This is a genomic window from Jiella avicenniae (assembly GCF_021390325.1).
GTDB lineage: Bacteria > Pseudomonadota > Alphaproteobacteria > Rhizobiales > Rhizobiaceae > Jiella > Jiella avicenniae.
In genome coordinates, this window is sequence record NZ_JAJUWU010000043.1 from 1 (window position 1) to 3,898 (window position 3,898).

Below are 3,898 nucleotides of genomic sequence, written 5' to 3' on the forward strand. Positions count from 1 at the left end.
CCTTGAAGGCCGGGCTATGGTTCCGGCGCGGTCTCTTGCTCATCGTCTCTCCTGTTCACGGCCATCTTCGCCGTCTTCAGGCAGACATTCCACTCAGCCCGCTGTTCAAATTCGCCGAGCCACCTCTGACGTCGTGTTCCATCAGAAGCTGGAGAACGGCCGCGCTCACCGCGCGTAGAAAATCTCCATCGTCGTGCTTTCGAAGAAGCTCGATCAGCGGCATGGTGGTTTCGGTCATCGGGGTCTTCGTGTCGGTATGCTTGAATTCGCGAAACACCACCGTGTCCGACCACCTTGATGGCCACCTTATCACGCCTAATAAGGGCAACGAATTTCCACCACTTATTCGTACGTTACCCCGCAGGTCGACCCCTACAGGCCCAACGAAAGCTCGATTATTTCAAGATCGGTGGTTGTTTTCATGTTAGCCCCCCAAATCCTTAATTATTATTCAAATCAAATTAAATCGTAATCCGAGTTTAATGTTAAGATCATACAAGAATTCCTGTCATGCGAATCGAATGCATTCATTGGCGCTCGATACACTACATCACTTCTACGACAGGATTTCAACATAGGCGATGGATCCCGGGCACCCCCTGATTTCGGGCAAATTTTAAGGCGGTTTTGCAAATTCCGTAACGAGTGCCGTTAACTTCACAACACGCTTCCATCTCGCGGTAACACCTTTCCGGAAGGCGATAACACCCTTCCACCGGAGCACAGCTCGGATCCGTGAGTTACCGGCGACCTCTAGACGACCTCTCGGTAACTTATTTTCGACCCTTGGTTATGTATCTCGCCGACTATTTGATTTCAGGTTGCGTGGAGGGGTAGCGCGCCAGTCCGTTGCTCGGCGTCGCCTCTACGGGGCGGCCGCCCCGCTTCGGACTTTCGACCTTAGCCATCATGCTCCTCCTGTTGTGTAACATAGGAGTGGGACGTGCCCCGTCGCCCCGATCATCATCAGCATTGTACTCTTCAGCGTTACCCGGTTTGCCTGGAGCGTCCGGACCTCGCCGGCCGCATTCGCAGTCGCACCCCCGCAACGGAGGCCGCCTATGTTGCCAGATACGGCTATCTGTCACGTGCGGCCGCAAGAGCTCTCGGACATGAGCCGTCGGTCCTTGACGTTGCCGCGCACGTAGCAGCCGCGCATCGGAGTTCCGCTATAGGTCATATCGCAACTACAGAGCAGCGATCCTCCATCACGCGCGCGTCCTGTGGGATCGCGGCGAGCTCACGGAAGATGACGCCGAGGACGTGGCCAGCACGCTTTTCGTTCCGGGGCAGGAGCAGGGGGAGGTGTTGCCGTTCATCCCGAGCAAAGCTGGCCCCGTTCGGTGTGGAAACCGGCGAGCAAAAACGATGACCGAAGAGACGAGCCGTGATCTCGTCGCGAGAGCCGAAGCCTTGGGGAGCCGGACCGGTCAACAGCTGCGGCTGATCCTAGAGTTGGGCCCGATCTGCGGATTGCGCCCTGCCGAATGGGTGACGGCAGAACTCCGCGGCCACACGCTCGTGGCTCGATGCGCCAAATACTCCGAACACAACGGCCGCGCCACCGGGGAGACGCGGTCTCTTCAGCTTCCGGGGCGCCTTCAAGGCGAGAGAGACCTCCTTCGTATTGGTGCCACTTTGATGACGCTGCGCGAGGACGCCGAAGCCGCCGACGGCGACGTGTCCATGGTGGTCGGCCGGCTTGCCCGGACGCTTCGTGGCATTCGGGGCGTGAACTCGCGGATCGTCCTGAGGACGACGCGCGACCAGGCGAGGGCTAATATGATGCGAGCTTACCTTGCAGAGTTCAACGGTCCGCTGGACGATGCAGCTATGATCGACGTCGCGGTGATCGTGGCAGCGGCCTTTGGCCATCGCTCCACCGACTCCCAGAGTGTGTACGGGCGCACGTCGCGAGGCTGGCGATCGGCGCCGGTCGCCTCGCCGGACCGTGCTACGCTCGACGCCGTCCAGATCGGGCCGTCGATGCGCGGCAAGCTCGCTCGCGGCGAGCCCCTCCGCCTTCTCGCCGCGGTGGCCGAGCGGCACCGGCGGTGCGAGAAGCAGGAGGACGACGACGCCCATGTCACTTCGCTCTCGGCCCCCGAGATGTGATGATGCCTGAAACCGCGAACGATCGATCATCGTCTTGCGCTCGCTAACAGTCCGGCCTTGTCGAGCGCGCCCTCTAGTCTAAAAAATCGTTCGCCAGCTTCAACTCGCCGAGCTTTGCATGCGGCGTCTTCACGTCAACCGGCTCGGCCGCGGCCGGAGACGGCGATCCAGAAACCCCGGCGGCGCCTTCCAAAAGCCGCGAGCGCCAATGCGTGATCTGGTTCGGGTAGACGTCGAATTGCTGCGCCAAGTCGGCCAGGGTCTTCTCCCCCCAACTGCCGCCAACACGACTTTCGCTTTGAAGGCCGGGCTGTGATGCCGAGGCCTTCTCTTGCTCATCGTCTCTCCTGTTCACGGCCATCTTCGCGGTCTTCAGCCAGACAACCCGCTCATGCCGCTGTTCAAATTCGCCGAGCCACCTCGAAATGCCGCATGGCCATTTCGTTGATCACGCGCTGGCGCACCGGGCCGATCGCAGCGGGGGAAATAGGGAGGGTTGTCATGGGAATGCTAAGGTCGGCTGAAGGAGCCGGGATCCTCCACCCGCGCCGAGCAACGCTCAATCAGCGCATGACGATCCTATCAGTTCGTGAACGGTCAAGCCGCTGCCCATCCCGCGTGAGCGGTTTCGTTCTTCGGCCCAACCTACCGGTCCGCACGACGAACTTCCCTCCGTCTACGAAAGTCGACGCTTGGGCAGGGCCTCCGCCCGGCAACACCGCAGGGCGGGGCATGCGAGATCAGCCCTGAGTAGCCATCGAGCGTGCGACCTCGGCGGCGCTGATGCCTTCGAGCGCCAGGCCGTAGCCGGTGCCTTCGTCGATCAGCCGGCGAAGCGGCTGGGTCAGGGCGATGCGGGTGTAGCGTGAGGTCAGCGCCGGCAATGCAGCGATGCCGTCGGCGATCTCGTGGGCGCGGGCGAGCAGCCGATCGGCCGGCACGACCTCGTTGACGACGCCCCAGTCCTTCGCCGTCTCTGCATTGAGCACCTGGCGGGTGAGGAGGAAGTAGCGGCCGCGGATCGAGCCGATCACATGCGGCCAGAGGAGGTGAACGCCGTCGCCCGGGACGATGCCGAAGTCGAGATGCGGCTTGTCCTGGAACACCGTCTGCGGCGTCGCGAGCACGATGTCGGTCAGCAGCGCATATTCGCTGTGGAGCAGCACCGGCCCGTTCAGGGCGGTGATCATCGGCACCTCGATGTCGAGAATGTTCGCCAGCACCTTGCGGCCTTCGCGCAGGATCTTGTCATAGCCGCGGGGCGTGAAGAAGTCGAAGCCGTCGCCGTCGATCGAGTCCATGAAGGCGTCGCCAGTGCCGGTCAGGATCACCACACGGTTGTCGCGATCCTCGCCGATCTGGTGGAACAGATCGACGAACTGCTCGTGCGTATGACCGTTGAAGACGAGCTTGCCGCCGTCGGTGTGAAGGGCGACCTCGAGCACACCGTTGTCCTTGCGGGTCAGGCGGGTGTTGGGGAAGGCGTCGCGATAGGTTTCGAACTGGGCCATTTTTCTGATCCTCGATCTGGAGCCTGCCGGGATTGGCGGCGTGAGGATCAGCTAGACCGTCGGTCGGCGGGACGGATGACGGCGCGAGGCGATAAGGCTTATGCCATGCCGGAATGGCCGGCGGCCATCGTCTCTTCCACGAAGCCAGGGCTCCGAATTCATATGACAGCGGATGACGGGTTGCTTTTGATCTGATTCGATGAAGGGGTTTGATTCGCGGAGCGCTCTCATGTCCCTGTCCATTGCCGAACCAGCGTTGCCAAAGTCCAGGC

General features: G+C 61.5%; 3 protein-coding genes and 1 pseudogene. 1 reads left to right on the forward strand and 3 read right to left on the reverse strand.

Going from position 1 to position 3,898, the window contains the following annotated elements:
* Positions 1-76 precede the first annotated feature (76 nt).
* The gene (locus LZD57_RS23865) at positions 77-238 is read right to left on the reverse strand and encodes a hypothetical protein (protein ID WP_233722085.1); all 162 of its coding nucleotides are present in this window, start codon (positions 236-238) and stop codon (positions 77-79) included.
* A gap of 1,130 nt (positions 239-1,368) precedes the next feature.
* Between LZD57_RS23865 and LZD57_RS23870 the strand changes: the two genes are divergently transcribed.
* Positions 1,369-2,115 carry a hypothetical protein gene (locus tag LZD57_RS23870; RefSeq protein WP_233722083.1) on the forward strand — a complete coding sequence of 249 codons (747 nt, stop codon included), beginning with the start codon at positions 1,369-1,371 and terminating at the stop codon, positions 2,113-2,115.
* Between the two features lie 18 nt (positions 2,116-2,133).
* On the opposite strand, the pseudogene LZD57_RS23875 reads toward LZD57_RS23870, so the two are convergent.
* Both LZD57_RS23875 and LZD57_RS23880 read right to left on the reverse strand, forming a co-directional pair.
* A pseudogene (locus tag LZD57_RS23875) lies at positions 2,134-2,454 on the reverse strand (transposase); the annotation flags it as partial.
* Between the two features lie 401 nt (positions 2,455-2,855).
* Entirely contained in the window at positions 2,856-3,626 is a 771-nt protein-coding gene (locus LZD57_RS23880) for an enoyl-CoA hydratase/isomerase family protein (protein ID WP_233722084.1), read from the reverse strand.
* Between the last annotated feature and the right edge of the window lie 272 nt (positions 3,627-3,898).

Coding starts and splice junctions, on each gene's coding strand:
- LZD57_RS23865 (WP_233722085.1), bottom strand. CDS start 238: ATGACCGAAACCACCATGCCGCTGATCGAGCTTCTTCGAAAGCACGAC.
- LZD57_RS23870 (WP_233722083.1), top strand. CDS start 1,369: ATGACCGAAGAGACGAGCCGTGATCTCGTCGCGAGAGCCGAAGCCTTG.
- LZD57_RS23880 (WP_233722084.1), bottom strand. CDS start 3,626: ATGGCCCAGTTCGAAACCTATCGCGACGCCTTCCCCAACACCCGCCTG.